The sequence below is a fragment of the Caulobacter sp. FG7 genome, from assembly GCF_057808875.1.
The window spans coordinates 1-25,080 of sequence record NZ_JBMDIW010000024.1; the positions used below are offsets into that span (position 1 = coordinate 1).

At 69.6% G+C, this 25,080-nt stretch carries 26 protein-coding genes and 2 pseudogenes; 21 read left to right on the top strand and 7 right to left on the bottom strand.

Annotation, left to right across the window (positions count from 1 at the left end; translation table 11 throughout):
• A pseudogene (locus ACODR1_RS18410) lies at positions 1–249 on the top strand (hypothetical protein); the annotation flags it as partial.
• A 157-nt stretch (positions 250–406) separates the two neighbouring features.
• On the opposite strand, the gene gatA reads toward ACODR1_RS18410, so the two are convergent.
• Positions 407–1,879 (bottom strand): Asp-tRNA(Asn)/Glu-tRNA(Gln) amidotransferase subunit GatA, encoded by a 1,473-nt coding sequence (gene gatA, locus ACODR1_RS18415; protein ID WP_488881755.1) that lies wholly within the window; start codon positions 1,877–1,879, stop codon positions 407–409.
• On the bottom strand, positions 1,879–2,166 hold the full coding sequence (gene gatC / locus ACODR1_RS18420) for an Asp-tRNA(Asn)/Glu-tRNA(Gln) amidotransferase subunit GatC (RefSeq protein WP_488881756.1): 288 nt from the start codon (positions 2,164–2,166) through the stop codon (positions 1,879–1,881). Before gatC ends, gatA begins: the two co-directional genes overlap by 1 nt.
• 150 nt (positions 2,167–2,316) lie before the next feature.
• Between gatC and ruvX the strand changes: the two genes are divergently transcribed.
• The 4 genes from ruvX to ACODR1_RS18440 all read left to right on the top strand — a co-directional run bounded on the left by ruvX (position 2,317) and on the right by ACODR1_RS18440 (position 5,694).
• A complete protein-coding gene (ruvX, locus tag ACODR1_RS18425; protein ID WP_488881757.1) occupies positions 2,317–2,796 on the top strand; it encodes a Holliday junction resolvase RuvX in 480 nt (159 codons plus the stop codon).
• A gap of 139 nt (positions 2,797–2,935) precedes the next feature.
• On the top strand, positions 2,936–3,931 hold the full coding sequence (locus tag ACODR1_RS18430; RefSeq protein WP_488881758.1) for an aspartate carbamoyltransferase catalytic subunit: 996 nt from the start codon (positions 2,936–2,938) through the stop codon (positions 3,929–3,931).
• Positions 3,928–5,229: a dihydroorotase gene (gene pyrC / locus ACODR1_RS18435; protein ID WP_488881759.1), complete on the top strand. Its 1,302-nt coding sequence runs from the start codon at positions 3,928–3,930 to the stop codon at positions 5,227–5,229. Before ACODR1_RS18430 ends, pyrC begins: the two co-directional genes overlap by 4 nt.
• A 141-nt stretch (positions 5,230–5,370) precedes the next feature.
• Positions 5,371–5,694 carry a hypothetical protein gene (locus ACODR1_RS18440; RefSeq protein ID WP_488881760.1) on the top strand — a complete coding sequence of 108 codons (324 nt, stop codon included), beginning with the start codon at positions 5,371–5,373 and terminating at the stop codon, positions 5,692–5,694.
• 24 nt (positions 5,695–5,718) lie between these two features.
• Here the strand turns inward: ACODR1_RS18440 and ACODR1_RS18445 are convergent, their stop codons facing one another.
• Positions 5,719–6,273: a hypothetical protein gene (locus ACODR1_RS18445; RefSeq protein WP_488881761.1), complete on the bottom strand. Its 555-nt coding sequence runs from the start codon at positions 6,271–6,273 to the stop codon at positions 5,719–5,721.
• 224 nt (positions 6,274–6,497) lie between these two features.
• Here ACODR1_RS18445 and ACODR1_RS18450 point away from each other — a divergent pair, with 224 nt between their 5' ends.
• The 9 genes from ACODR1_RS18450 to rnr all read left to right on the top strand — a co-directional run bounded on the left by ACODR1_RS18450 (position 6,498) and on the right by rnr (position 16,740).
• On the top strand, positions 6,498–6,818 hold the full coding sequence (locus tag ACODR1_RS18450) for a hypothetical protein (protein ID WP_488881762.1): 321 nt from the start codon (positions 6,498–6,500) through the stop codon (positions 6,816–6,818).
• Between the two features lie 156 nt (positions 6,819–6,974).
• A complete protein-coding gene (gene plsY / locus ACODR1_RS18455; protein WP_488881763.1) occupies positions 6,975–7,622 on the top strand; it encodes a glycerol-3-phosphate 1-O-acyltransferase PlsY in 648 nt (215 codons plus the stop codon).
• Positions 7,622–8,719, top strand: coding sequence for a DNA-processing protein DprA (dprA, locus tag ACODR1_RS18460; RefSeq protein ID WP_488881764.1), 1,098 nt, complete (start codon positions 7,622–7,624; stop codon positions 8,717–8,719). Before plsY ends, dprA begins: the two co-directional genes overlap by 1 nt.
• 12 nt (positions 8,720–8,731) lie before the next feature.
• Positions 8,732–10,465 carry a M61 family metallopeptidase gene (locus ACODR1_RS18465; RefSeq protein ID WP_488881765.1) on the top strand — a complete coding sequence of 578 codons (1,734 nt, stop codon included), beginning with the start codon at positions 8,732–8,734 and terminating at the stop codon, positions 10,463–10,465.
• 29 nt (positions 10,466–10,494) lie between these two features.
• Positions 10,495–10,701, top strand: a complete 207-nt coding sequence (locus ACODR1_RS18470) for a DUF4160 domain-containing protein (protein WP_488881766.1) — start codon at positions 10,495–10,497, stop codon at positions 10,699–10,701.
• Positions 10,694–11,101: a DUF2442 domain-containing protein gene (locus ACODR1_RS18475; protein ID WP_488881767.1), complete on the top strand. Its 408-nt coding sequence runs from the start codon at positions 10,694–10,696 to the stop codon at positions 11,099–11,101. Before ACODR1_RS18470 ends, ACODR1_RS18475 begins: the two co-directional genes overlap by 8 nt.
• Positions 11,102–11,268: 167 nt before the next feature.
• Positions 11,269–13,944: a type I DNA topoisomerase gene (gene topA / locus ACODR1_RS18480; protein WP_488881768.1), complete on the top strand. Its 2,676-nt coding sequence runs from the start codon at positions 11,269–11,271 to the stop codon at positions 13,942–13,944.
• A gap of 32 nt (positions 13,945–13,976) precedes the next feature.
• The gene (locus tag ACODR1_RS18485) at positions 13,977–14,351 is read left to right on the top strand and encodes a hypothetical protein (protein WP_488881769.1); all 375 of its coding nucleotides are present in this window, start codon (positions 13,977–13,979) and stop codon (positions 14,349–14,351) included.
• A gap of 100 nt (positions 14,352–14,451) precedes the next feature.
• A complete protein-coding gene (gene rnr, locus ACODR1_RS18490; RefSeq protein ID WP_488881815.1) occupies positions 14,452–16,740 on the top strand; it encodes a ribonuclease R in 2,289 nt (762 codons plus the stop codon).
• A 113-nt stretch (positions 16,741–16,853) separates the two neighbouring features.
• Here rnr and ACODR1_RS18495 read toward each other — a convergent pair whose 3' ends face one another.
• The 3 genes from ACODR1_RS18495 to ACODR1_RS18505 all read right to left on the bottom strand — a co-directional run bounded on the left by ACODR1_RS18495 (position 16,854) and on the right by ACODR1_RS18505 (position 19,368).
• On the bottom strand, positions 16,854–17,090 hold the full coding sequence (locus ACODR1_RS18495) for a DUF2164 domain-containing protein (RefSeq protein ID WP_488881770.1): 237 nt from the start codon (positions 17,088–17,090) through the stop codon (positions 16,854–16,856).
• 2 nt (positions 17,091–17,092) lie between these two features.
• Entirely contained in the window at positions 17,093–18,028 is a 936-nt protein-coding gene (gene argF, locus ACODR1_RS18500) for an ornithine carbamoyltransferase (protein ID WP_101719660.1), read from the bottom strand.
• 125 nt (positions 18,029–18,153) lie between these two features.
• Complete coding sequence (locus ACODR1_RS18505; RefSeq protein WP_488881771.1) at positions 18,154–19,368, bottom strand: aspartate aminotransferase family protein; 1,215 nt, start codon at positions 19,366–19,368, stop codon at positions 18,154–18,156.
• Positions 19,369–19,588: 220 nt separating this feature from the next.
• Here ACODR1_RS18505 and ACODR1_RS18510 point away from each other — a divergent pair, with 220 nt between their 5' ends.
• The gene (locus ACODR1_RS18510) at positions 19,589–20,008 is read left to right on the top strand and encodes a YbaY family lipoprotein (RefSeq protein WP_488881772.1); all 420 of its coding nucleotides are present in this window, start codon (positions 19,589–19,591) and stop codon (positions 20,006–20,008) included.
• 14 nt (positions 20,009–20,022) lie between these two features.
• Here the strand turns inward: ACODR1_RS18510 and ACODR1_RS18515 are convergent, their stop codons facing one another.
• On the bottom strand, positions 20,023–20,844 hold the full coding sequence (locus ACODR1_RS18515) for an ABC transporter permease (RefSeq protein ID WP_101719657.1): 822 nt from the start codon (positions 20,842–20,844) through the stop codon (positions 20,023–20,025).
• Positions 20,845–21,086: 242 nt separating this feature from the next.
• Between ACODR1_RS18515 and gcrA the strand changes: the two genes are divergently transcribed.
• The 6 genes and pseudogenes from gcrA to ACODR1_RS18545 form a co-directional block, all read left to right on the top strand.
• Entirely contained in the window at positions 21,087–21,623 is a 537-nt protein-coding gene (gcrA, locus tag ACODR1_RS18520; protein WP_488881773.1) for a cell cycle sigma 70 cofactor GcrA, read from the top strand.
• A 91-nt stretch (positions 21,624–21,714) separates the two neighbouring features.
• Positions 21,715–23,259, top strand: coding sequence for an exodeoxyribonuclease VII large subunit (gene xseA / locus ACODR1_RS18525; protein WP_488881816.1), 1,545 nt, complete (start codon positions 21,715–21,717; stop codon positions 23,257–23,259).
• 28 nt (positions 23,260–23,287) lie between these two features.
• Positions 23,288–23,506, top strand: coding sequence for a DUF2093 domain-containing protein (locus ACODR1_RS18530; protein WP_058347630.1), 219 nt, complete (start codon positions 23,288–23,290; stop codon positions 23,504–23,506).
• A 158-nt stretch (positions 23,507–23,664) separates the two neighbouring features.
• The gene (locus ACODR1_RS18535) at positions 23,665–24,360 is read left to right on the top strand and encodes a M23 family metallopeptidase (RefSeq protein ID WP_488881774.1); all 696 of its coding nucleotides are present in this window, start codon (positions 23,665–23,667) and stop codon (positions 24,358–24,360) included.
• A gap of 106 nt (positions 24,361–24,466) precedes the next feature.
• A complete protein-coding gene (locus tag ACODR1_RS18540) occupies positions 24,467–24,973 on the top strand; it encodes a response regulator (RefSeq protein ID WP_101719653.1) in 507 nt (168 codons plus the stop codon).
• Positions 24,895–25,070: pseudogene (locus tag ACODR1_RS18545) on the top strand (hypothetical protein); the annotation flags it as partial. The gene ACODR1_RS18540 and the pseudogene ACODR1_RS18545, both read left to right, overlap by 79 nt.
• Positions 25,071–25,080: the final 10 nt, after the last annotated feature.

A 25,080-nucleotide genomic window follows, 5' to 3' on the forward strand; every position in this document is an offset into this window, starting at 1 on the left:
GAGGTGGCCCGCGCCGAACCGCGCCCGGCCGCCCGTCGCGCCGCCCGCCCCGCCGCGGTCGAAAGCGCGCCCTCGGCCGAAGAGGCGTCGAGCAACGTCAGCGCCACTGTTCCGGCCCCGACGCCGGCTCCGGCGCCCGCCGCCCCGGCCGCGATCGTCGCCGAACCGGCTCCGCTGGCCGTGCCCGCCCCCACCCCGGCGCCTGCTCCGGTTCCGGTGGTTCCGGTGACGCCCAATACGCCCCAGTAAGGGCCTGAAAAGACGAAGGGCGGCTCCATCGCTGGAGCCGCCCTTTTTCTCGCGCGTGATCCCCGCCCTTCGACAAGCTCAGGGTGAGGATCAAGTTCGACGCCTGCAATGAAACCTCATCCTGAGCCTGTCGAAGGAGAGGTTTCACGCATTCACATCACCACCACTTGTCGGCCTTGGCCGTGAAGCCCGCGGCCTTCTCGATGGCGCCGGCCACCGAGAACACCGTGCCTTCGTCCAGCGGCTTGCCGATGATCTGCAGACCCAGCGGCAGGCCGTTGGCGTCGAGGCCGGCCGGCAGGGACAGGCCCGGCAGGCCCGCCAGGTTGGTGGTCACCGTGAAGACGTCGTTCAGATACATGGCGATCGGGTCGCTGGAGTTCTCGCCCAGGCCGAACGCCGCCGAGGGCGCGGTCGGGGTGAGGATGGCGTCGACCTTGGTCCAGGCGTTGTCGAAGTCCTCGGCGATGCGGCGGCGAACCTTGAGCGCCTTCAGGTAGTAGGCGTCGTAGTAGCCGGCCGACAGCACGTAGGTGCCGATCAGGATGCGGCGCTTGACCTCGTCGCCGAAGCCCGAAGCCCGCGTGTTCTCGTAGATCTCGGCGAGGTTGGCGCCGTCTTCGCGCAGGCCGTAGCGCATGCCGTCATAGCGGGCGAGGTTCGACGAGGCCTCGGCCGGCGCGACGATGTAGTAGGCCGGCAGGGCGTACTTGGTGTGCGGCAGGCTGATCTCGACGATCTCGCAGCCGGCTTCCTTCAGCCAGGCGACGCCGTCGTCCCACAGCTTCTGGATCTCGGCCGGCATGCCGTCGACGCGGTATTCCTTCGGCACGCCGATCCGCAGGCCCTTGACCGACTTGCCGACGAACTGGGTGAAGTCCGGCGTGGCGATGTCGAGGCTGGTGGAGTCTTTCTCGTCGTGGCCCGACATCGAGTTCAGCAGCAGGGCCGCGTCCTCGACGGTCTTGGCGATCGGGCCGGCCTGGTCCAGGGAGCTGGCGAAGGCGACGACGCCCCAGCGCGAGCAACGGCCGTAGGTCGGCTTGATGCCGACGGTGCCGGTGAAGGCGGCCGGCTGACGGATCGAGCCGCCGGTGTCGGTGGCGGTGGCGCCCAGGCACAGGTCGGCGGCGACGGCCGCGGCGCTGCCGCCCGAGCTGCCGCCTGGGGTCAGGGCCTTGTTGCTGTCCTTGGCGCGCCAGGGGTTAGTGACCGGGCCGAAGTAGGAGGTCTCGTTCGACGAGCCCATGGCGAACTGGTCGAGGTTCAGCTTGCCCAGCATCACCGCGCCGTCGCGCCACAGGTTCGACGTCACGGTCGACTCATAGGCCGGGACGAAGTTCTCGAGGATCTTCGAGCAGGCCGTGGTGCGCACACCCTTGGTGCAGAAGAGGTCCTTCACGCCCAGCGGCGCGCCGTCCAGCGGACCGGCCTCGCCCTTGGCGCGGCGGGCGTCCGAAGCGGCGGCCATCTCCAGCGCCTGCTCCGGGGTCTCCAGGATGTAGGCGTTGAGGCCGCGCGCGCCTTCGATGGCGTCGATGTGGGCGCGGGTCAGTTCGACCGAGGTGAAGTCCTTGGCGGCCAGGCCGTCGATGGCGCCCTTGAGGGTGAGCTTGGTAAGCGCGCTCATTATTCGACCACCTTGGGCACGACGAAGAAGTTGGAGACGGTCTTGGGCGCATTGCCGGTCACCACCTGCGGCTCGCCGCCCATGGTGACGACGTCGTCGCGCAGCGGCAGGCCGGCGGCCACGACGCTGGTCAGCGGCTCGGCGCCGTCGGTGTCGACCTCGGCCAGCTGCTCGATCCACGTCATGATCCCGTTGAGCTCCTGCGTCAGAGCTTCGATGCGCTCTTCGGGTTCGGCGATGCGGGCGAGCCGGGCGACCTTGCGGACGGTCGCGGCGTCGATGGCCATGGGGCCTTCTCCAAGCAGTAGTGACGTCAGTCGGAAATTTCCGACGGTAGAGGGGTGGGTTACCCGCCTAGCCTCGTCTTTGACAAGCCCGACGGCTCGCGCGGCGGGCTTTTCCTCGCCTGAGAGCCCGCGAAGCGCTAGAAGCCGGCCATGCCCGTTCTCGACATCGAACAATTCGCCGCCGCCATTCCCGACTACAAGCCGGTCATCGGCCTGGACCCCGGCGAGAAGACCATCGGCGTGGCCGTGTCCGACGTGACCCTGACCGTCGCCAGCCCGCTGACCGTGATCCACAAGACCAAGTTCACCCAGGACGCCGCGGCCCTGTTCGACATCATCGACTACCGCAAGGTGGCCGGCATCGTCATCGGCCTGCCGGTGAACATGGACGGCACCGAGGGCGTGCGCTGCCAGTCCAACCGCGCCCTGGCCCGCAACCTGCTGCGCCTGCGCCCGGACCTCACCATCACCTTCTGGGACGAACGCCTGTCGACGGCGGCCGTGACCCGCGTGCTGATCGACGAGCACGACGTCAACCGCAAGCGCCGCGGCGAGGTCGTCGACAAGATGGCCGCCGGCTGGATCCTGCAGGGCGCGCTGGAGCGGATGCGGGGGATCCGGGGGGAGTAACCCCCCTCCGGCCCTCCGGGCCACCTCCCCCAGAGGGGGAGGATCTGAGCGCTGAGATGCTCCCCCTCTGGGGGAGCTGTCGCGAAGCGACTGAGGGGGTCCTTCCCTTCCCGCCCAAAGCCGCCTATGACGCGGGCTCATGACGGCTTCAGCCCATGATCCGAGCGCGGCGATCGAAACGATCCGCAAGCGCCTCTTCTCGTTCCCCAAGCGGCACTTCCTTTCGGCGGGCGATCTCAACGCGCCCCAGGCGGCCGATCTCCTGGACCTGGCCGACGCCTTCGTGGCGCTGAACCGGCAGACGTCCAAGTCCCTCGACCTGCTCAAGGGACGGACGCTGATGAACCTGTTCTTCGAGAACAGCACCCGCACCCAGAGCTCGTTCGAGCTGGCCGGCAAGCGGCTGGGCGCCGACGTCGTCAACATGAACCCCAAGACCTCGTCGGTGGCCAAGGGCGAGACCCTGATCGACACGGCCGTGACGCTGAACGCCATGCGGCCCGACCTGCTGGTGGTGCGCCACGCCTCGTCGGGGGCCGCCAGCCTGCTCAGCCAGAAGGTCAGCGGCAGCGTCGTCAACGCCGGCGACGGCCAGCACGAGCACCCGACCCAGGCCCTGCTCGACGCCCTGTCGATCCGCCGCGCCTTCGGCCGCGTCTCGGGCCTGACGGTGGCCATCTGCGGCGACGTGCTGCACAGCCGCGTGGCGCGCTCGAACGTCGCCCTGCTGCAGATCCTGGGCGCCAGCGTGCGCCTAGTGGGTCCGCCCACCCTGATGCCGGCCCAGGCCGAGCGCTGGGGCGTGACCGTGCACCACGACATGAAGTCGGGCCTGGCCGGCGTCGACGTGGTGATGATGCTGCGCCTGCAATTGGAGCGGATGCAGGGCGGTTTCGTGCCCTCGACCCGCGAATACTTCCGCTTCTATGGCCTGGACCGCGAGAAGCTGTCGCGCGCCGCGCCGGGGGCCAAGGTCATGCACCCTGGCCCGATGAACCGCGGTGTCGAGATCGACAGCGACGTCGCCGACGATCCGGTCGTCAGCCTGATCCAGGACCAGGTCGAGATGGGTGTCGCCGCCCGCATGGCCGTGCTCGCCGCCCTCGCCCACCGTCTCGAGGAGGAAGGCCGATGACCGCGCCCCAGCCGCTCGCCTTCGTCAACGCCCGTCTCGTGGACCCGGAAAGCGGCTATGACGGCCCCGGCGGCGTCATCGTCTCCGAAGGCGTCATCGCCGACGTGGCCAAGGGCCGCGAGTTCGGCAAGCTGTCCAAGGGCGTGCGCGTCGTCGACTGCGGCGGCGCCATGCTGGCGCCGGGCCTGATCGACCTGCGGGTCAAGACCGGCGAGCCGGGCGCGGAGACCAAGGAAACCCTGGCCAGCGCCGCGCGCGCGGCCGCGGCCGGCGGGGTGACCAGCTTCGTCGTCCAGCCCGACACCGATCCGGCGGTCGACGATCCCAGCACGGTCGACTTCCTGCTGCGCCGCGCCCGCGACATCGACACCGCCCGCATCCTGTGCGCCGGCGCGGCCACCAAGGGCCTGCGCGGCGAGGAGATGGCCGAGATCGGCCTGATGCGCGAGGCCGGCTGCGTCTACGTCACCGACGCCGACAAGCCGATCGCCGACAGCAAGGTGTTCCAGCGCCTGCTCTCCTACGCCAAGGGCTTCGACACCATCCTGGCCCACCGCCCGCTCGACCCGTGGCTGGCCAAGGGCGGGGCGGCGACCGGCGGCGAGTTCGCCGCTCGGATGGGCCTGCCGTCGATCTCGCCGATGGCCGAACGGATCTTGCTGGAGCGCGACGTCGCGCTTCTGGAAGCCACGGGCGGACGCCTGCTGGTCGACCAGCTGACCAGCGCCCAGGCGCTGGAGACCCTGGGCCGCGCCAAGAAGAAGGGCCTTCGGATCCACGCCAGCGTGTCGATCAACCACCTGTGCTTCAACGAGCTGGACATCGGCGACTATCGCAGCTTCGCCAAGCTGACCCCGCCCCTGCGCGGCGAGGACGATCGCCAGGCCCTGATCGAGGCTCTCGCCGACGGCCTGATCGACATCGTCGTCTCGGCCCATGCCCCGGCCCCGGCCGAGGACAAGCGCCTGCCGTTCGACCAGGCCGCGCCCGGCGCTGTGGGCCTGGAGACCCTGCTGCCGGCGCTGCTGGGCCTCTATCACGACGAGCGCTTGGCCCTGATCGACCTGATCCGCGCGGTGACCCTGGCCCCGGCGTCCCTGCTGGGCCTGCAGACCGGCCGCATCGCGCCGGGGGCTCCGGCCGACCTGGTGCTGTGCGACCTGGACGCCCCGATCATCGTCGACGCCGCCAAGCTGCTCTCCAAGTCGAAGAACTCGCCGTTCGACGGCCGCAGGCTGCAGGGCCAGGTGCTGATGACGATCGTCGACGGCCGGATCGTCCACCGTGCCGAGGGCTGAGGCCAGGAAACCCTCTGGTTGAATCACGCGCAGCCCCCTTAGGTTGTGGGCGTAACCTGGGGCTGCGCCGAAAAGCGTTTTCGTCGAGGCGTGCTCTGCACGATCGCCTTCGCCCCGCGATTTCCTGCAAGAGAGTTCGAGATGAAGACCCTGCTTCCGGCGGCGATGATCGCCGCCGCCGTCGTCGCCGCGCCCCAGAGCGCCTCGGCCGTTACCCATTGCACGGCCAAGGTGGTGCAGATCTGGGCCGGCTCCGACGGCAATCTCTGGATCAACTACCTGACCGCCGACAGCGTCTCGGGCTCGGCGGTAATCGCCTCGAGCAACCCCAATCGCGAGAGTATGCTGGCCATGGCGATGACCGCCATGACCACCAGCCGCAACTTCATCGTCCGCTACGAAGCCGACGGCGTGAGCTGCCAGGGCGCGCGTTACGACATTGTCGGCGTCTATCTGGATAGCTGATCGCGATCGAGGGCCGGACGCCCGTCAGGCGGGACAGGCGTCTGCCGGGACCAGGGCGACGCGGGCGGGGCCAAGCTTGATCTGTCGGGCCTCCCCCATGTCGCCATAGACGCCGACCTGGGCCGTGCCCGACACGCCGACGGTCGAGGCGTCGCCGGTCGCGACCTCGACCAGGGCCAGGCCCCGCAGGTCGCCGATGTGGTCGCGGTCGAGGAAGGCTGCGCCGACCGAGGCCTGGCCGTCCAGGCCCGCGCCGCCGCGCGCGGCGGTCAGCGACCATCCCACCGGCGTCTTGCAGACCTTGAGCACCTTGGCCCCGGAGAGCTTCAGCCCGAAGGCGTCGACATAGTCGTCCGGCCCGAGCGCTATCCCCTGGATCGACAGCAGGAAGGTCGTGGACGCGACCGGTTCGACGGGCTTTTCCGGCTTCGCGGGCGCGACCTTGGCCGCGGGCGCCGGCGCGGGCTTGTCGCCGGACGCCGGCTTGCCGACGAAATGCGCCAGGGCGAGCGCCCCGCCGACGCCGAGCACGGCAGCGACGAGAATGGGAATCAGACGGGCGTAGCGCGGATCCTTCATGGCCCGTCCATTAGAACACGCCCGCCACGGCGCCCAAGCCGAACTTCCGAAAACGAAAGCACGGGCTGCGCGAAGCGATCGACGACGAAGGCCCAGAGGCGTTCGCCGCCGAAGCCAAGCTTGACCAAGCGAATCGCGCCAGGGTTTTGAGCGCCGAGCAACTCGCCAAGCGACCAAGTCGAAAGGCCTGAAGCCTTTCGGGCGCAATCAACAAGGAACACGACATGATCAGTCGGACGATCGCGGCCCTTACCGCGAGCATCCTGGCTCTGGCCATCCCAGCCACAGCGTCGGCTGTCACCCAGTGCCAGTCCAAGGTGGAGCGCATCTTCTCCGGCGATGGCGGGCACCTCTACTTCTTCCTGAAGACCGGCGTCGCCGGCGTGCTGACCCCCACCGATCCCAACCGCGACGCCATGCTGTCGATGGCGCTGACGGCCCAGGCCCAGGGCCGCGAAGTGATCCTGCGGTTCACCGCCGACAACGTCTCGTGCTCGACGGTCGCCGCCCGCTTCGACCTCGTCGGCATGTATATCGAGCCCTAGCGCTTTCTTCGCCGGCCGCGCCCAAGGCGCAGCCGGCGGAAAGGCTGACGGAAACGGAAGCATGAACCGGCGCGCGAAGCGGTTATAAGAAGCGAAAACAGGCTTGCCTCACCAGCCAAGCTTGGCCATGTTTCGCTCGCGCAAAGGTAGCATTTCTTGGAAAGCCTCGCCCCCGTCGCCTATCTGACCCTCGCGATCGCCGTGATCGGGGGCTATCTGCTGGGCTCGATCCCGTTCGGCCTGATCGCCACGCGCCTGGGCGGGGCCGGCGACATCCGCAAGATCGGTTCGGGCAACATCGGCGCGACCAATGTGCTGCGTTCGGGCCGCAAGGACCTGGCGGCCATCACCCTGCTGGGCGACGGCGGCAAGGGCGCGGCGGCCGTGGGCCTGGCCCACCTGCTGAGCCACGGCAATCCGCTGGTGGTCGCCCTGGCCGGCGGCGCGGCCTTCGCCGGCCACATCTTCCCGGTCTGGCTGAAGTTCAACGGCGGCAAGGGCGTGGCCACCTTCTACGGCGTGCTGCTGGCGGCGGCCTGGCCCGTGGGCCTGCTCGCCGCGGCGACCTGGCTGGCCATGGCCGCCCTTTTCCGCATCAGCTCTCTGGCCGCCCTGACCGCCGCCGCCCTCGCCGCGCCCTTCGCCCTGGCCACTGACCGCCCTTACCCGATCATGGCCCTGTGCCTGTTCATGGCCGTGCTGATCTACATCCGCCACAAGGACAACATCGCCCGCCTGCTGAAGGGCGAAGAGCCGAAGATCGGCAAGAAGAAGACGGCGGAAGCGCCGCCTCCCGAAGCCTGATGACCCGGGGCCTCTCGGATCAGGAACGCCTGGCCTGGCTTCGCCTGGCGCGCACCGAGACGGTCGGCCCCGTCGCCTTCGAGCACCTTCTCCAGCGCTTCGGCTCGCCCGAGCGAGCGCTGATCGCCCTGCCCGACCTGGCCCGCCGGGCAGGCCGCGCGGCCCCGCTGAGGCCGCCCCCGACCGACGAAATCCTGCGCGAGCTGGACGATGGCGCGAAGCTGGGCGCCCGCCTGATCTGCGCCTGCGAACCCGACTTTCCCCATCGCCTGGCCACGCTGGATCCGCCGCCGCCGGTGATCTGGGCCCTGGGTCACTACGAGCTGCTGCCCCAGCCCAGCGTCGCCATCGTCGGCGCCCGCATCGCCTCGGCCGCCGGCCAGCGCTTCGCCCGGCAACTGGCGGCGGAACTGGGCCAGCACGGCCACGTGGTGGTCTCGGGCCTGGCCCGCGGCGTCGACGGCGCGGCGCACGAGGGCTCGCTGTCGACCGGCACCATCGCGGTGCTGGGCGGCGGCATCGCCGACATCTATCCGCCCGAGCACGCGTCCTTGCACGCCCGCATCGCCGAGCACGGCTGCGTCGTTTCCGAAAGCGCGCCCCTGCGCCGCGCCCAGGCCAAGGACTTCCCCCGTCGCAACCGCATCATCTCGGGCCTGTCGCTGGGCGTGGTGGTGGTCGAGGCCGAGCTCAAGTCGGGCTCGCTGATCACCGCACGCCTCGCCGCCGAACAGGGCCGCGACGTGTTCGCCGTGCCCGGCTCGCCGCTCGATCCGCGCGCCAAGGGCCCCAACGACCTGATCCGCCAGGGCGCGATCCTGTGCGAGGGCGTCGAGGACGTGCTGCGCTCGCTATCCGCCTCGCCGTCGATGCGCGAGCGCGACCGGGCCTGGGACCCGGACGAGGCCGCCGACGACCTGGACCACGACGCCCTGCGCGAGCGCGTGGCGGCGCTGCTGTCGCCGACGCCGGTCTCGCGCGATGAACTGGTCCGGGCCGTAAAAGCGCCGACTTCGGCGGTAATGGCCGCTCTGGTGGAGCTTGCCCTGGCCGATCGGGCCGAACTGCTGCCCGGAGGCCTGGTTGCCGGCGTCTGAGGGGGCGTTGCGTTGACTTCCAAGACCCTGAGCGTCGCGACGGCGCTGATCCTGGCCTTGCTGGCCGCGCCCGCATGGGCCGCCCCCAAGCCCGAGCCCGTCGCCCCGGATCCCGTCGCTTATGTCGTCTCGCCGGTGATGAAGGACGGCGACCTGACGGCGCTGGAGATCACCGCCGCCTTCAAGGCCGACGCCGACGGCGAGACCAAGCTGTCCCTGCCCGACAACTGGATGGGCCGCAGCGGCGTCTGGCGCAACCTGTCCGACCTGACGGTCGAGGGCGCGGATTCCGTCGCCGGGGACACGCCCAAGGCGCGGATCGTGCGGTCCAGGCCCGGGCGCAGGCTGGTGCTGCGCTACAGGGTCAACAACACCCTGAAGGGCGAACCCGCCCAGTCCGACAGCTATCCCAGCGAGCCCTGGATCCGGCCCTCGTGGTTCTATGTCGACGGGGTGAGCGCGCTGATCACGGTGGACGGACGCGAGGACGGCGCGACCTCCTTCAGGTGGGGAAAGGGCTGGCCCAAGGACTTCAAGCTGGCCAGCAATCTTGAGGACGCCGGTTGGGCCGAGGACGCGCGCCAGAGCGTGCTGATCGGCGGCCGCGACCTGCGCATCATCCGCGCCGGCCCGGTGCGGTTGGCCATCCGCGGGGCCTACGCCTTCACCGATGCTGAGCTGAGCGGCGCCCTGGAAGCGATCCTGCGGGCCGAACGCGGCTTCTTCGGCGACGACCAGAAGCGGCCGTTCCTGGTCACCGCCCAGAGCCTCGCTCCCCAAAGCGGCGCGTCGTTCCACGGCACGGGCAAGCATCAGGCCTTCGCCATGACCGCGACGGCGAACATGACCCTGGACGACATGCGGGTGCTGCTGGCCCACGAAATCTTCCATGCCTGGAATCCCGGCCGCCTGGGCAAGACGTTGGGCCCGCGCGGCTATTGGTTCAGCGAGGGCTTCACCGACTTCTACGCCCGCCGGCTGATGGCGCGCGAGCGCCAGTTCACGCCCCAGGCCTTCGTCGCCGCCTGGAACGAAACCCTTCGGGACTACGCGACGTCGCCCGCCATCGCCATGCCTGGCGACGAGGCGGCCGGCAAGTTCTGGACCGACCCGTACGCCGACAAGCTGGCCTATCAGCGCGGCGCCCTGCTGGCGGCGATCTGGGACATGCAGTTGCGGCGAGCCGGATCAAGCCTGGACGCCGTGCTGCGTGACCAGGCCCGGGCGCGCGACCGCGACCCCAAGGCCACGATGGTCCGCGCCTTCGTCGAAACCGCCAAGGTTCACGGGCTGGACGTCACGGCCGACATCGAGGCCCACATCGACCGGGGCCAGCCGATCCGCCTGCCCGCCGACGCCTTCCTGCCCTGCGCCACGGTGACCGATGTAAGCGCTCCGATCTTCGATCGCGGCTTCGAGCCCCAAACCGACGACAAGGGAACCATGACCGTCGCCGATCTGCGCGAGGACAGCGGCGCCTATCGCGCCGGACTGCGCAACGGCATGGTCATCGTCGAGCGCCGCGAGGGCCGCGGTGGCGACGCCGCCACGCCCTACAAACTGGTCGTGCGCGAGGGCGACGGTCCGACCCGGGTGGTCACCTATCTTCCACAAGGAACCCAGACCGAACGCTATCAACAGCTGGCGCTGACGTCCCAGGCGGCCGAGGCGCCGGCGCTATGCGCCTTCGCTCCACCTGAGGCCTCAGCAGCGGCTTCAAAAACCCATCGAGTTGGGTTAAAATGATAACCGTCCTTCGAACGCAGGGGCTGCGGGTGGTGATCTTCACCAACGATCATGAGCCGGCGCACGTCCACGTGTTCGGAGACGGCGAGGCCAAAATCGATCTGGTCGGACATGGCGACGCACCCGAACTCGTCAGAGCCCAAGCCATGACGCGTGCGGAGATTCGCCGCGCCATGGCGATCGTCGTCGAACACCGTGACGCCCTGCTGGCGCGATGGAGGGATATCCATGGCTGATCTTACCGATGTCGAGATGGACGCCGCACTGGCCCTTGGCGAAAAGCAAACCAAGACCGAGCCCCGGGCACGATCGGCGCGATATGATCGCGTGAGCGGCCGCATCGAGGTCGAACTGACCAGCGGCGCTGCATTCGCCTTTCCCGCGCGCCTCGGCCAGGGCCTCGAAACCGCCACCGAAGAGGAACTCGCAATGGTCCTCGTCAGCCCTGGCGGATACGGGCTGCATTGGCAGGGCCTGGACGTCGACCTGTCGATCCCGGGGCTGGCCGCCGGGATTTTCGGAACCAAGGCGCACATGGCCAGGATCGCCGGACGGGCCACATCGGCCGCCAAGAGCACGGCGGCGCGGGCCAATGGCGCCAAGGGCGGCCGCCCACGCAAATCCGGAACGGCCTGACGTTCGACACCACTCTCTCTAAAGAGAGAGGTCGACAGGCGAATGCTCGGCAATTGCGAAGGTTCGCACAGCCGCCGTTGACATTGTCATAGGCTCGCCCCCACTTTCCGGCGCTCGCCCCCTGGTTCGCCCGGAAGGCGATCCACCTCCCCTAGCCCAGAGTCGTAATGAACGTCGTCGTCGTCGAGAGCCCGGCCAAGGCCAAGACCATCAACAAGTACCTCGGGTCCGACTACACGGTTCTGGCCTCCTACGGGCATATCCGCGACCTGCCGTCGAAGGACGGATCGGTGGAGCCCGACAACGACTTCGCCATGAGCTGGGAGGTCGACGCCAAGTCGTCCAAACGCATCTCCGACATCGTCGATGCGCTGAAGGGGGCCGACCGCCTGATCCTCGCCACCGACCCGGATCGCGAAGGGGAAGCGATCAGCTGGCACGTGCTCGAGGTGCTGAACAAGAAGAAGGCGCTGAAGGACAAGCAGATCCAGCGCGTCACCTTCAACGCCATCACCAAGGCCGCCGTGACCGAGGCCATGCGCGCGCCGCGCGACCTCGACATGGAGCTGGTCGAGGCCTACCTGGCCCGCCGCGCCCTCGACTATCTGGTGGGCTTCACCCTGTCGCCCGTGCTGTGGCGCAAGCTGCCCGGTTCGCGCTCGGCCGGCCGCGTGCAGTCGGTGGCCCTGCGCCTGGTCGTCGACCGCGAGATCGAGATCGAGCGCTTCAAGACCCAGGAATACTGGACCGTCGACGCCGACGTCTCGGCCGGCAGCGATCCGTTCCTGGCGCGCCTGGTCAAGCACGACGGCAAGAAGCTCACCAAGTTCGACCTCGGCAACGAAACCTCGGCCCTGGCCGCCAAGGCCGCCGTGCAGTCCGCGACCTTCAAGGTCGAGGCCGTCGAGAAGAAACCCGGCAAGCGCTCGCCCGCCCCGCCCTTCACCACCTCGACCCTGCAGCAGGAAGCCGCCCGCAAGCTGGGCTTCAGCGCCCAGCGCACCATGCAGGCCGCCCAGAAGCTGTACGAAGGCATCGACATCGGCGGCGAGACCGTGGGTCTCATCACCTACATGCGTACCGACGGCGTCTCGATCGCGCCGGAAGGCATCGCCGACGCCCGCGAGGTGATCGGCGCCGTCTACGGCAAGGACTACGTGCCGGACGCCCCGCGCATCTACAAGTCGAAGGCCAAGAACGCCCAGGAGGCCCACGAAGCCATCCGCCCGACCAGCATGCGCCGCAACCCCGGCTCGCTGCGCCTGGATCCGGACCTGGGCCGCCTGTACGAGCTGATCTGGAAGCGCACCATCGCCTCGCAGATGGAAAGCGCCCGCATCGAGCGCACCACCGTCGACCTGGAAAGCCACGACGGCCGCACCGGCCTGCGCGCCACCGGCCAAGTGGTGCTGTTCCCCGGCTATCTGGCCGTCTACGAGGAAGGCCGTGACGACGAGGAGGGCGAAGACAGCGCCCGCCTGCCGGCCATCGTCGAGGGCGCCGCCGCCAAGGTCATCGAGGCCCGGGCCGACCAGCACTTCACCGAACCGCCGCCGCGCTATTCGGAAGCCAGCCTCGTCAAGAAGATGGAAGAGCTGGGCATCGGCCGGCCGTCGACCTACGCCTCGGTGCTGGGCGTGCTGCGCGACCGCGAGTACGTGCGGATGGAGAAGCAGCGCTTCATCCCCGAAGACAAGGGCCGCCTGGTCACCGCCTTCCTCGAGCAGTTCTTCCGCCGCTACGTCGAGTACGACTTCACCGCGGCCCTGGAAGAGCGCCTCGACCTCGTTTCCGACGGCAAGCTCGACTGGAAGGAATTCCTGCGCGAGTTCTGGAAGGACTTCCACGCCGCCGTCGGCGAGATCGCCGAACTGCGCACCACCAACGTGCTCGACGCGCTGAACGACGCGCTGGGCCCGCACATCTTCCCCGACAAAGGCGATGGTACGAACCCGCGCCTGTGCCCGACCTGCGGCTCTGGCATGCTGTCGCTGAAGACCGGCAAGTTCGGCGCCTTCATCGGCTGCTCGAACTATCCGGAGTGCCGCTACACCCGCCAGCTGGGCGTGGCCGAGGGCGACGGCGAGGCCGAGAGCGCCGACAAGGAACTGGGGATCAACCCCGCCACCGGCCGCGCCGTGTGGCTGAAGAATGGCCGCTTTGGCCCCTATGTGGAAGAGGTGGCGGCCGAGGGCGAGAAGCCCAAGCGCTCGTCCCTGCCCAAGGGCTGGACCCCGGCCGCGCTGGACCTGGAGAAGGCCCTGCGCCTGCTGTCCCTGCCCCGCGAGGTCGGCATGCACCCCGACGACGGCAAGCCGATCACGGCGGGCCTGGGGCGCTTCGGACCGTTCGTGCTGCACGACGGCACCTACGCCAACCTGGAAAACGCCGACGAGGTGTTCGACGTCGGCCTCAACCGCGCCGTCGCCATCCTGGCCGACAAGCGGGCCGGCGGCGGGCGTCCGCAGCGCGCGGCCGCCGCGGCGCTGGCGGAGCTGGGCAATCACCCCGAGGACGGCAAGCCGGTGCGCGTGCTGTCGGGCCGCTTTGGTCCGTACATCAAACACGGCGACACCAACGCCAACGTGCCCAAGGGCGCGGATCCCGCGGCCCTGACCCTGGCCGAAGCGGTGACCCTGCTGGCCGAGCGCGTCGCCAAGGGCGGCGGCAAGAAGCCGGCCAAGAAGGCCGCCGCGCCGAAGAAGGCTCCGGCCAAGGCAAAAGCCGCGAAAGCGGAAGGCGAAGCCGCCGAGGCCAAGCCGAAGAAGGCCGCCGCCAAGACCACGGCGGCCAAGAAGCCGGCCGCCAAGAAGGCGCCGGCCAAGGCCAAGACCGAGGCGTGACGGCGGGCGACCGGGGGGAGTAGACTAGCGCGATGACCACGCTCGAACGTCCCATGCCGCTGCCGCTGGTGGTGGTCCTGCTGTCGGCGATCAGCGTCGTGGGCTTCGTGCTGGGCCTGCGCGGCGCCCTGGACACCGGCAAGCCGGCGGACGCGGTCTCGACCGCGCCGCTGGCCGAGGTGTCGGGCGTGCCGGTCAAGGATGCGACCCCGGCCCCGGTCGAGGTCGCCCCGCCGCCCCCTCCCCCGCCGGTCAAGCCGGCCGAGGAAGCCCCCGAGGAGGTCGCCCCCGAAACGCCGCCGGTGGTCCAGGCGCCGGTCGCGCCGGTGACGCCGCCTCCGGCCGAAAAGAAGCCCGAGGTTCCGCCCGCCCAGCAGACGCCGCAGCGGATCGAAGACCTCTACTAAGGTCCGCCCCGTTCCCCTCGGCCCTGAAACGGCTTAGAGGGGAGCAATGGCCAAACCTCGCCTCCCCAAGACCGCTTCTCCCAAGACCTCGCGCCCGAAGATGGCTTCGAAGGCTCGTCCGCCCGCCGGCCTGCCCGACAAGGAGACGCTGCTGGCGTTCCTGCGCGACGCCGGCGAGGCCGCCAAGGCCGACATCGCCCGCCACTTCGGTCTGAAGGGCGCCGATCGCCGCGCCCTGCGCGAGATGATCCGCGAGATGGAAGCCCAGGGTCAGCTGGGCAAGCGCGGCCGCCGCGGCTTCGCCGAGGCCGGCGCACTGCCCCCGGTCGGCGTGGCCGACGTGATCGAGCGCGACGCCGACGGCGACCTCTTCGTCAAGCTGACCAAGGCCGACGAAGACGTAGCCCTGGTGCGCCTGGCCCCCGATCGCAACGAGGCCGCCGCCGGCGCGCCCGGACTGGGCGACCGCCTGCTGGTGCGCTTCGAAAAGCTGGAAAGCGGCGAGTACGAGGCCCGACTTATCAAGCGCCTGGGCCAGAGCGCCCACAAGGTGCTGGGCGTGGTGCGCAAGCAGCGCCGCGAGATCCGCGTCGAGCCGGTCGACCGCAAGTCCAAGGAAAGCTTCGTCCTCGACGTCTCCCAGCCGGGCGTCGGCGACCTGAAGGACGGCGACCTGGTGGTCGTCCAGCAGAGCGGCCACGCCGGCCGCTACGGGCCCAAGCCGTGCCGCGTGCTGGAGACGGTCGGCAACGAGGAAGACCCCCGCGCCGCCTCGCTGATCGCGATCCACAGCCACGGCATCCCGACCGGATTCTCCGACGAGGCGGAAGCAGAGGCCAAGGCGGCCAAGGAGCCGACGCTGGAGGGCCGCGAGGACCTGCGCGAGCTGCCGTTCGTGACCATCGATCCGGTGGACGCCCGCGACCACGACGACGCCGTCTACGCCCATCCCGACGACAGCGAGGGCAACAAGGGCGGCTGGGTGGTCTGGGTGGCCATCGCCGACGTGGCGGCCTATGTGCGCCCCGGCTCGGCCCTGGACCGCGACGCCCGCGACAAGGGCAACAGCGTCTATTTCCCCGACCGGGTGGAGCCGATGCTGCCCGAGACCCTGTCGAACGGCCTGTGTTCCTTACGTGAAGGCGAGAACCGCGCGACGCTGGCCGTGCGGATGGTGTTCGACAAGTCGGGCCACAAGAAGAGCCATCGCTTCGTGCGCGGCCTGATGCGCTCGGCCGCCAAGCTGTCGTACGAGCAGGCCCAGGCCGCCATCGATGGCGCGCCGCCGCCGGCCGGCCAGGACCCGGACAAGGCCCCGCCCCTGCTGGACGGCATCCTGACGCCGCTGTGGGAGGCCTTCCGCCTGATGGGCAAGGGCCGCGAGCAGCGCTCGCCCCTGGCCATCGAAAGCGACGAACGCCGCATCGTCATCACCAAGGACGGCGAGATCGCCTCGATCACCCGACGCGCCAGCCTCGAGGCCCACAAGCTGATCGAGGAGATGATGATCCAGGCCAACGTCTCGGCCGCCGAGAGCCTGGAAGCCAAGCGCTCGCCGCTGATCTACCGCGTGCACGACACGCCCAGCCTGGAGAAGGTGCAGAACCTCGCCGAATTCCTCCAGACCCTGGAGATCCGCTGGAACAAGGGCGAGGCCCCGCAGACCAAGCGGTTCAACCAGCTGCTGGAAGACACGCGCGAGAGCCCGCACGCGGCGATCATCAACGAGGTGGTCCTGCGCACCCAGATGCAGGCCCACTATTCCAGCGACAACATCGGCCACTTCGGCCTGAACCTGGCCAAGTACGCCCACTTCACCAGCCCGATCCGGCGCTATGCCGACCTGATCGTGCACCGCGGCCTGATCCGGGCGCTGGGCCTTGGCGACGATGGTCTGACCGACCAGGACATCGCGCGGATCAAGGACACCGCCGAGGTCATCACCCACGCCGAGCGCCGCGCCATGGCCGCCGAGCGCGACGCCACCGACCGCTACATCGCCTCGTTCCTGGCCGACCGGGTGGGCGCGACCTTCAGCGGCCGCATCACCGGCGTCACCCGCTTTGGCCTGTTCATCAAGCTGGACGAAACGGGGGCCGACGGCCTGGTGCCGATCTCCAACCTCGGCGACGAGTTCTTCGTCCACGACGAGAAGCTGCACTCGCTGGTCGGCGAGCGCACCGGCAAGCGTTGGCCCCTGGGCCTGTCGGTCGAGGTGCGCCTGCGCGAGGCCACGCCGGTGACCGGCGGCCTGCTGTTCGAGATGCTGACCGACCCGCTGCCGGCGGATCCGAAGCTGCCGCGCCCGCGCCTGGGCGCGCGGCGGCAGGCGGCGGTCAAGCCGCGCGGCGGACTGCCCAAGGGCGTGCGGCGGGGCAAGCGGCGCTAGCCCCCTCCGGCCCTTCGGGCCACCTCCCCCAAAGGGGGAGGATCTGATTGACGAAGATGCTCCCCCTTTGGGGGAGCTGTCGCGGAGCGACTGAGGGGGTCCGCGTCAGCGGATCAACCGATCGGCTTCTCGATCTCGTAGACCACGTCGTCCAGCTTCTGCAGGATCAGGGTCTGCGCATCGCGGACGCCCTGGTTGAAGAACGCCGGGCCCAGGGTCTCGCCGATGAAGTCGAGCAGGAAGCCCGCCTCCAGGCCGCTGACCGGGCGATCGAGCTCGTCGCGCATGTAGAGCGTCAGCTTGCGCAGGGCGGCCTCGCGGACGTCCTTGTCGAGCTCGATGCGGGCCATGGTCAGCCGATCGCCCCGAAGCACCAGGCCAGGACCGACTTCTGGGCGTGGATGCGGTTCTCGGCCTCGTCCCAGACCAGCGAGCGCGGGCCGTCGAGGACGGCGTCGGTGACTTCCTCGCCGCGGTGCGCGGGCAGGCAGTGCAGGAACACGCCGTCGGGCTTGGCCAGATCCATCAGGGCGTCGTCGACCTGGTAGGGCTCGAAGGCCTTCAGACGCTCGTCGTGGTCGGTGTCGCCCATCGAGACCCAGGTGTCGGCCACGACCACGTCGGCGCCGCGCACGGCTTCCTTGGGGTCCTCGCTCATGGTCACGTCGCCGTTCAGGCCGGCGGCGCGGGCCAGGTCGTGCAGGTCGGCGTGATAGACCGCCGGGCAGGCGATCTTCAGCTTGAAGCCCAGCAGCGGGGCGGCGTGGATGAAGCTGGAGCAGACGTTGTTGCCGTCGCCCACCCAGGCGATGGTCTTGCCGCCCACGTCGCCGCGATGCTCTTCGATCGTCAGCAGGTCGGCCATGATCTGGCAGGGGTGGCTCTTGTCGGTCAGGCCGTTGATCACCGGCACCGTCGAGACCTGCGCGAAGCGCTCGACGTCGGCATGGACGTTGGCGCGGATCATCACCGCGTCGACCATGCGCGACAGCACCTTGGCGGTGTCCTCGATGGTCTCGCCGCGACCCAGCTGCATATCCGAGGCCGTGGAAATGATCGCGTCGCCGCCCAGCTGGCGCATGGCCGCGTCAAACGAGAAGCGGGTGCGGGTCGAGTTCTTCTGGAAGATCATCGACAGCACGCGGTCCTTGGCGGGCGCGTCGGCGTCGATACGGCCCTGCGGCCAGCCCTTGCGGGCGGTCTTGCGGGCCTTGGCGTCCTCGAGGATCAGGCGCAGCGTGGCGCCGTCGAGCTTCCAGAGGTCGATGAAGTGACGGGGGGCGGTCATCTCAGGCCACCTTTCCGAAATGCCGCCCTCGTCCTTCGACGGGCTCAGGATGAGGGCGAATGAGCTTCAGTAGACGTCCTCACCCTGAGCTTGTCGAAGGGCGAGGACGTCGGTCCAGATTGCGATCAGGCCGCCGCTTGGGCGCGGACGACCTCGCAGGTCTTTTCGAGCTTGGCCACGGCTTCCTGGGCCTCGCCGATCGTCAGGTTCAGCGGCGGCAGCAGGCGCACGCAGTTGTCGCCGCCGCCGGCCACCAGCAGATGCTGGTCGCGGGCGAGCGCCATGAACTCGCGATTGTTCGAGGCCAGCTTGATGCCGATCAGCAGGCCCTTGCCGCGGATGTCGAGCACGACGTCCGGGAAGCGGTCCTTCAGGCCGTTCAGCTGCTGGGTGAAGTAGCCGGCGACGGTCTTCACGTTGTCGAGCAGCTCGGGCGTGTTGATCGCGTCGAAGGCCGCCGTGCCGACCGCCATGGCCAGCGGGTTGCCGCCGTAGGTCGAGCCGTGGGTTCCCGGGGTCATGCCCTTGGCGCCCTCGTGGGTGGCAAGGCACGCGCCGACGGGGAAGCCGCCGCCCAGGGCCTTGGCCACGCACATGATGTCGGGCTCGGCGCCTTCCGCCCACTCGTGGGCGAACAGCTTGCCGGTCCGGCCCATGCCGCTCTGCACTTCGTCGAAGATCAGCAGGACGCCGGCCTCGCGGGTGATCTGGCGCAGCTCGACCAGCTGGGCCTCGGTCAGGGCGCGCGCCCCGCCTTCGCCCTGCACCGGCTCGATGATGACGCCCGCCGTGGTCGGGCCGATGGCCGCCTTCAGGGCTTCCAGGTCGCCGAACGGCAGCTGGACGAAGCCCGGCAGGCGCGGGCCGAAGCCGTCGAGATAGCCGGCGTTGCCCGAGGCGTTGACCGCCGCGTACGAACGGCCGTGGAACGAGCCGTCGAAGCCGATGATGTCGATGCGCTCCGGATTGCCGGCGACCGCGTGATAGCGGCGGGCGGCCTTCAGGGCGCACTCGATCGCCTCGGTGCCCGAGTTGGTGAAGAACACCACGTCGGCGAAGGTGGCCGCGCACAGCTTGTCGGCCAGCACTTCCTGCTCGGGGATCGTGTAGATGTTGGAGACGTGCCAGAGCTTTTCGCCCTGGGTCTTCAGGGCGTCGACCAGCACCGGGTGGGCGTGGCCCAGGCCGCAGGTGGCGATGCCCGCCACGCAGTCCAGGTACTCTTGCCCGGTCGTCGAGAACAGGCGCGCGCCTCGGCCTCGTTCGAACGCCAGCGGGGCGCGGTTGTAGACGCCCATGATGTGGTGTTGCGAGGAATTGGACGACGACGCAGTGCTCAATTCGGCCTCCCAAAAAGGCAAGAAGCCCCCGGGCTTTCGCGCGGGGACTGGAAGGCCCGACGTTGTCGACGCGAAGCCCTGCCCTGTCAATGAAATCACTATGAATTTTCGCCCTGCGGGGCGTGGCGGACACACCCTGGCGGCGCGGGACCGCTAACTTGCCATCCAGGGACGATCCGACCTAAGCCTGGGCATGGGGGAGATGCATGGAGGATTCACGATGAAGGCCGCCGTTTCCCTCGCCCTGCTGGCCCTGGCCGCCCTGCCCGGCTGCGCCTCGACGCCGCAAACCGCGGACCTGGCCGCCGGCCCCGCCGCCGTCACCGGAACCGTGGTCTGGCGCGAGCGCATCATGCTGCCGCCCAACACGAAGACGATCGTGCGCCTGCAGGATGTCAGCCTGGCCGACGCGCCCGCCAAGGTGCTGGCCGAGGACGTGATCGACGGCACGCGCGCCCCGCCGGTGGCCTTCAAGCTGGCCTACGACCCGGCCCAGATCCTGCCGAACCACCGCTACTCGGTGTCGGCCCGCGTGGAGGTGGACGGCCAGCTGCGCTTCATCAACGACACCCACATCGCCGTCATCAACGACGGCCCGACCAAGGACGTCGAGGTGCTGGTCAAGGGCGTGGGGCGGTAGACGCCCTACAACTCTCAGCTCTTCAGCCGGTATCCGCTGCGGAACAGCGCCCAGCACCACAGGAACAGACCCGTGGCCAGCACGGCCGTGACCACGACGCCGATGGCGATGCTGCCGTCGGCGTGGCCGATGAAGCCGTAGCGGAAGCCGTCGATCAGGTAAAAGAACGGGTTGAAGTGGCTGGCCGTGCGGAACGGCTCGGGCAGCTTGTCCACGAGGTAGAAGGTGCCCGACAGGAAGGTCATCGGCATGATGGCGAAGTTGGTCACCGCCGCCAGCTGGTCGAACTTCTCCGACCACAGGCCCGCCAGCACGCCGGCCAGGCCCAGGATGATCGCCGCCCCGACCGCGAAGTAGATGATCGCCCACAGGTGCGAGACCTGCAGCCCCGCGCCCGGCAGCACGCCGATGACGGCGGCGGTCACCGCGCCGACCACCACGCCCCGGGTCGCAGCCCCCAGGCCGAAGGCGGCCACCTGCTCCAGCGGGGTCAGGGGCGGCGTCAGGAAGTCCGACGTCAGGCCCATCATCTTGGCCTGGATCAGCGACGAGGACGAATTGGCGAAGGCGTTGTTGAGCACGGCCATCATGATCAGGCCCGGCGCCACGAAATGGCCGAAGGTCACGCCCTCGACCGCAGGACGGTCAGACCCGACCGCGACCACGAACACCAGCATGTAGAGCAGCGTGGTCACCACCGGGGCGGCCACGGTCTGCATGCCCACCTTCCAGAAGCGGCGGATCTCGCGCTGATAGAGGGTGAGGAACCCGCTCCAGTTCCAGCCGTGATAGTCGCGCGGCTGCGGCGGAACGACGCTGTCTGCCATGTCTCTCATTGGCCCGATCCTGGAAATTCCTTTGCCATGTGCGCCCGGCGAGGGTCGGACGCAAGCGTCCCGCTCCGAGAATCAATATATAGTTTCTGTGGACAGACCACATGGCGCCTATTGTGCGCTTTAACGCATTCTTTACACTATCTGGTAGGTCAGCCGCCGGCGGGGCGGTCTGTACACCAGATGTAGGGCGATGGCGAGGTGGGGTTTCTCGTCATGGCCCGGATTTTAGGCGGAGATGGGCCATGAGCTGGACTGACGAACGGGTCACCACCCTGAAGAAGCTTTGGCTGGACGGCCTCTCGGCCAGCCAGATCGCCAAACAACTGGGCGGGGTCACCCGCAACGCCGTGATCGGCAAGGTCCATCGCCTGGGCCTGTCGGGTCGCGCCGCGCCGTCGCAACCGGCCCGTCCGGCCTTCAAGGCGCCGCGCCCGGCCCGTCCGGCCGCCGCCTCGACGATCCCGGCCGCGCCGCGCCGCGTGGTCGCCGCCGAGCCGGTCGCCCCGGCCCCGGTTCCGGTCTCGGCCCACCAGCAGCCGTCGGTTCCGATCCTGCGCAACGAAGCCCCCGGCTCGGCCACCGTGCTGACCCTCGGCGCCCACATGTGCAAGTGGCCGATCGGCGACCCGTCGTCGGACAGCTTCACCTTCTGCGGCCGCCGCTCCTCGGAAGGCCCCTACTGCGTCGAGCACGCCCGGGTGGCCTACCAGCCGCAGCAGTCGACCAAGAAGAAGGGCGGCGCCACCGAGCTCGCCCGTTCGCTGCGCCGCTACATCTAGCGCCAGCCACCGATAAGAAGAGAGGCGTCGAAAAGGCGCTCTCGCCATGCAGCCCTCCCCGTTCCGCGGGGAGGGCTTTATGTTGGCAGCGATGACCGACCTCGCCCCCGATTCCAACGCGCCCGCCTACTCCGTCTCGGAACTGGCCTTCGCGCTGAAGCGCACGCTGGAAGACCGCTACGGCTTCGTGCGGCTGCGCGGCGAGCTGTCGAAGGTCACCCACCACTCCAACGGCCACGTCTACCTGACCATCAAGGACGACAAGGCCGCCATCGACGGCGTGGTCTGGAAGGGCAATGTCCGCGGCCTGGGCGTGCGGCCCGAGCACGGGCTCGAGGTCATCGTCACCGGCAAGATCACCACCTATCCGGCCGGCTCGCGCTACCAGATCGTCATCGACAGCATGGAAGCGGCCGGTGTCGGCGCGCTTCTTGCGCAGCTTGAACGCCTGAAGGCCAAGCTCGCCGGCGAGGGCCTGTTCGCGCCCGAGCGCAAGCGGCCCCTGCCCTCGATGCCGGCCGTGGTCGGGGTCATCACCAGCCCCACGGGCGCGGTGATCCGAGACATCCTGCACCGCATCCGCGACCGCTGGCCTTGCCGCGTCATCGTCTGGCCGGTCGTGGTGCAGGGCGACGCTGCAGCCGGTCAGGTGGCCGGCGCCATCCGCGGCTTCAACGCCCTGCAGCCCGGCGGCCCGGTCCCGCGCCCCGACATCCTGATCGTCGCCCGCGGCGGCGGCTCGGTCGAGGACCTGTGGGCCTTCAACGATGAGGCCCTGGCCCGCACGGTGGCCGAAGGGACGATCCCGCTGATCTCGGCCGTCGGCCACGAGACCGACACCACCCTGATCGACTTCGTCTCCGACCGCCGCGCGCCCACCCCGACGGCGGCCGCCGAGATGGCGACGCCGGTGCTTGCCGAACTGCGGGGCCTGGTCTCCGACTACGACCGCCGCCTGTCGCGCTGCGCGGGCCGGGTGGTCGAGGAGCGTCGCACGCGGCTTCAGGCGGCCGCACGCGGCCTGCCCCGGCCCAACGACCTGCTGGCCCTGGCCCAGCAGCGGTTCGACATCGCCGCCGGCCGCCTGGACGCGGCCCTGGAACGCAACACCTCGGTCCACGCCCAGGACCTCTTGAAGATCACCGCCCGCCTGTCGCCCGAGGCCCTGGCCCGCCAGCGCCAGGCCAAGGGCGAGCGCCTGTCCGACCTCTCCCGCCGCCTGGACCTGGCCGCGCGCCGCGCGCCCGAGCGCGCCGCCCAGCACGCCCGCCTGCCGGCCCTGTGGGATCGCCTCAACGCCGTGGCCAGGCGCCGCCTGGACCGCGAGGCCGACCGCCTGGCGGGCCTGGACAAGCTGCGCCAGTCGCTGAACCCGGAACGTCCGCTGGAGCTGGGCTTCGCCCTCGTGCGCAAAATGGACGGGACCCTGGCCCGCTCGGCCGCCGACCTGGCCGCCGGCGAGCGCGTGAACCTGAAGTTCAAGCACGGCGAGCGCGACGCGGTGATCGACGGCGAAGGCGCCACGCCGCCGCCTCCCCCGCCCGCGCCGATCGCGGCGGCTGCGCCAAAGCCCGCGCCGCGCCCGAAACCCGCGCCGCCGCCCTCGCCCCCGTCCTCACAGGGCGACCTGTTCTAGACGCACCGATTGGCGTAGAAGAGTCCCCATGAACGCTTACGATCGCGACCTCGGAAAATCCGGCCTGGCCGTCCTGCACTATGGCGACGGCGACTTCGCCGTGCTCCAGCCCGGCCAGTACGTGGTCTGCGCCGTCACCGGCGCGAAGATCCCGCTGGAGGCCCTGCGCTACTGGAGCCCCGAGCTGCAGGAAGCCTACGCCACGCCGAAGGAAGCGCTGAAGCGCTGGCAGGAGACCAAGGCCTGAATCCCTGGCCTCCGAATAGACGGGCGCTTCTCGCCGCCTTCGTCGGCGGCGTCGCTCCCCTCGCCTTCCCCGCCGCCGCCGCGGCGCCGGGGCTGGTCCTCAACGGCCGCCTCGAACAGGGCGGCTATGCGCTGGGCCGCACTGCGCCACGCGCCGAGGTGCTGGTCGACGGCGTCCCCACCACCCAGGCCTCGACCGACGGCTGGTTCGTGGTCGGCTTCGACCGCGACGCGCCGCCCAGCGTCGAGATCACCGTCCAGACGCCGGACGGCTCGGCCAGCCACCGCGTGGCGATCGCGCCGGGAACCTTCGACATCCAGCGCATCGACGGCCTGCCGCCGTCGCAGGTCTCTCCGGAAGACCCAGTCCTCCTGGCCCGCATCGCCGCCGAGGGCGCGCGCAAGGCCGCGGGCTTTTCCAGCCGCGTCGACGGCGACTTCTTCCGCACGGGCTTCATCTGGCCGGTGAAGGCGACGCGGCGCTCGTCGCGGTTCGGCGGCCAGCGGATCCTCAACGGCGAACCCAAGCGCCCGCACTACGGCGTCGACCTGGCCGCGCCGGTGGGAACGCCAGTGATCGCCCCCGCCGCCGGCGTCGTCGCCTTCGCCGAGACCGGCCTGCACTTCGAGGGCGGCCTCGTGCTCATCGACCACGGCCAGGGCCTGGTCAGCGCCTACCTGCACCTCTCGCGCGTCGACGTGGCCGCCGGCCAGCGCCTGGCCCAGGGCCAGGTCATCGGCGCGGTCGGCAAGGAGGGCCGCGCCACGGGCCCGCACCTGTGCTGGCGCCTCAAGTGGCGCGACCGCAATCTCGATCCCAGCCTGTGGGTCGTTGACGCAGGAATGCGACAGTGACGCGATCAAACTTGACCATTTCGGGACACCCCCTATCGACAGGCCCGCTCGGTTATGGTTATCCCCAGCCCCGCTTTTGAAACTCGCGTATGAGGCGTAATCCCGCATGTCCGCGGTGCTCGACAAGCTCCGTTTCCTCCTGGTGGACGATAACCACCACATGCGGGCGATCGTCAGCACGATCCTGAAAGGGGTCGGCGTGCGCCATGTGCATGAGGCGATCGACGGCGCCGAGGGCCTGCAGATCCTGAAGGATCGCCAGATCGACATCGCCATCGTCGACTTCAAGATGTCGCCGCTGGACGGGGTGCAGTTCACCCAGCTGGTGCGCAATTCGCCCGACAGCCCCGACCCGTTCCTGCCGATCATCATGCTGACGGGCTTCGCCGAACGGCACCGGGTGTTCGAGGCCCGCGACGCCGGCGTCACCGAGATCGTCGTCAAGCCGGTCACGGCCCGCTCGCTGCTCGACCGCATCGACATGGTGATCTTCAAGCCGCGGCCGTTCATCCGCAGCGGCGACTATTTCGGCCCCTGCCGCCGCCGCCGCCAGGACCCGCACTATGGCGGCCCGTTCCGTCGCGGCACCGACAAGGGCGCGATCGAGCTTTAGGGGCGCGAAACCTCGTCCTTCGACAGGCTCAGGATGAGGTTTCGACTGTCACGCCCGCCCTCTTCCTCACCCTGAGCTCGTCGAAGGGCGAGGAAGACGCAGGGCGC

Coding starts and splice junctions, on each gene's coding strand:
- ACODR1_RS18495 (WP_488881770.1), bottom strand. CDS start 17,090: ATGGCCCGCATCGAGCTCGACAAGGACGTCCGCGAGGCCGCCCTGCGC.
- rnr (WP_488881815.1), top strand. CDS start 14,452: ATGGCTTCGAAGGCTCGTCCGCCCGCCGGCCTGCCCGACAAGGAGACG.
- ACODR1_RS18485 (WP_488881769.1), top strand. CDS start 13,977: ATGACCACGCTCGAACGTCCCATGCCGCTGCCGCTGGTGGTGGTCCTG.
- dprA (WP_488881764.1), top strand. CDS start 7,622: ATGACCCGGGGCCTCTCGGATCAGGAACGCCTGGCCTGGCTTCGCCTG.
- topA (WP_488881768.1), top strand. CDS start 11,269: ATGAACGTCGTCGTCGTCGAGAGCCCGGCCAAGGCCAAGACCATCAAC.
- ruvX (WP_488881757.1), top strand. CDS start 2,317: ATGCCCGTTCTCGACATCGAACAATTCGCCGCCGCCATTCCCGACTAC.
- ACODR1_RS18475 (WP_488881767.1), top strand. CDS start 10,694: ATGGCTGATCTTACCGATGTCGAGATGGACGCCGCACTGGCCCTTGGC.
- ACODR1_RS18515 (WP_101719657.1), bottom strand. CDS start 20,844: ATGAGAGACATGGCAGACAGCGTCGTTCCGCCGCAGCCGCGCGACTAT.
- gcrA (WP_488881773.1), top strand. CDS start 21,087: ATGAGCTGGACTGACGAACGGGTCACCACCCTGAAGAAGCTTTGGCTG.
- ACODR1_RS18450 (WP_488881762.1), top strand. CDS start 6,498: ATGATCAGTCGGACGATCGCGGCCCTTACCGCGAGCATCCTGGCTCTG.
- ACODR1_RS18530 (WP_058347630.1), top strand. CDS start 23,288: ATGAACGCTTACGATCGCGACCTCGGAAAATCCGGCCTGGCCGTCCTG.
- ACODR1_RS18445 (WP_488881761.1), bottom strand. CDS start 6,273: ATGAAGGATCCGCGCTACGCCCGTCTGATTCCCATTCTCGTCGCTGCC.
- gatA (WP_488881755.1), bottom strand. CDS start 1,879: ATGAGCGCGCTTACCAAGCTCACCCTCAAGGGCGCCATCGACGGCCTG.
- gatC (WP_488881756.1), bottom strand. CDS start 2,166: ATGGCCATCGACGCCGCGACCGTCCGCAAGGTCGCCCGGCTCGCCCGC.
- xseA (WP_488881816.1), top strand. CDS start 21,715: ATGACCGACCTCGCCCCCGATTCCAACGCGCCCGCCTACTCCGTCTCG.
- argF (WP_101719660.1), bottom strand. CDS start 18,028: ATGACCGCCCCCCGTCACTTCATCGACCTCTGGAAGCTCGACGGCGCC.
- pyrC (WP_488881759.1), top strand. CDS start 3,928: ATGACCGCGCCCCAGCCGCTCGCCTTCGTCAACGCCCGTCTCGTGGAC.
- ACODR1_RS18540 (WP_101719653.1), top strand. CDS start 24,467: ATGTCCGCGGTGCTCGACAAGCTCCGTTTCCTCCTGGTGGACGATAAC.
- ACODR1_RS18430 (WP_488881758.1), top strand. CDS start 2,936: ATGACGGCTTCAGCCCATGATCCGAGCGCGGCGATCGAAACGATCCGC.
- ACODR1_RS18440 (WP_488881760.1), top strand. CDS start 5,371: ATGAAGACCCTGCTTCCGGCGGCGATGATCGCCGCCGCCGTCGTCGCC.
- ACODR1_RS18510 (WP_488881772.1), top strand. CDS start 19,589: ATGAAGGCCGCCGTTTCCCTCGCCCTGCTGGCCCTGGCCGCCCTGCCC.